This is a genomic window from Moorena sp. SIO4E2, assembly GCF_010671945.1.
Classification (GTDB): Bacteria; Cyanobacteriota; Cyanobacteriia; order Cyanobacteriales; family Coleofasciculaceae; genus Moorena; species Moorena producens.
In genome coordinates this window covers 1-1,089 of sequence record NZ_JAAHIE010001402.1, presented here as the reverse complement: position 1 = coordinate 1,089, position 1,089 = coordinate 1, and the positions used below count along the sequence as shown (strand labels likewise).

At 43.1% G+C, this 1,089-nt stretch carries 1 protein-coding gene; it reads right to left on the bottom strand.

Going from position 1 to position 1,089, the window contains the following annotated elements; genetic code table 11:
* Positions 1-123 precede the first annotated feature (123 nt).
* Positions 124-954: an ATP-binding cassette domain-containing protein gene (locus F6K37_RS44015; RefSeq protein ID WP_287257429.1), complete on the bottom strand. Its 831-nt coding sequence runs from the start codon at positions 952-954 to the stop codon at positions 124-126.
* Between the last annotated feature and the right edge of the window lie 135 nt (positions 955-1,089).

The following is a 1,089-nucleotide window of genomic DNA, read 5'->3' as shown; positions in this document are numbered from 1 at the left end:
AATTGAAGAACGTTTAGTAACTCGTTGTCAGCTACTCCAAAGCATGACCTCAGAGATTAAAAATTTAACTAATTATCATTGGTTAACTTATGACTAACTTTTATAAGCTTTTATAAACCGGATTTAGTATAAGATAGTCTCCTGGGAAACCACTGATAGGAATTTCCGATAGGTCTGTAGGTCGAGGCTACTCATATCTGTACCATCTAGTAAAACTCTTCCGGTTGTGGGAGCCATGAAACCAATAATCAGACTTAATAACGTCGATTTTCCGGCTCCGGATGGTCCGACGATGGCAATGGTTTCCCCAGGATTGACCTGTAGACAAAAGTCTTGAATGGCAAACTGTTCCGTATCGGGATACTGATAACTAACGGAGTCAAAGGTGAATTCACCACGCACCTGTTGCAGAGCTATCTTACCAGGATTGCGCTCTAGGTCAGGACACTCCATAATTTCACCTACTGAGCGAATGGATTCAAAACCTTTGCCAATCTGTGGCAATACCGCTAGAATTTGCACTATCGAGTTAGTTAGGGAATCAAAATAGCCGGTCAGTAACACCACATCCCCCACTGTGATTGCCCATTGCTTGGTATAGACTAACCAGGCTGAGGTGATCAAGCAAACGAGACTGAATAACCGTAGGGTTACCCAAGAAGAGGAATCAGTGATGGCGTTAATCGAGTCAAGTCGCACCGCTGCCTCTTTCACCGTCACTAACTTGGCATCAATCCGTTCCATCTCAGTCTGTTGAGCACCATGAGCTCGTGTGACTGGGATTAGCTGAATCATCTCGATTAAGCTAGCTGCCATTTCTTCTAGTTGTTGCCGGAAAGCAGAATTGCGATCGCGAATCGGTCGTCTGAGTATCGAGATCAGAATCACAGCGGCTGGGACAGTTCCCACGAAGAACAGCAGGAACCAAGGAGCACGAATAGCAGTAGCGAAAATTGCTACTAATACTAAATCCGGTTTATAAAAGCTTATAAAAGTTAGTCATAAGTTAACCAATGATAATTAGTTAAATTTTTAATCTCTGAGGTCATGCTTTGGAGTAGCTGACAACGAGTTACTAAACGTTCTTCA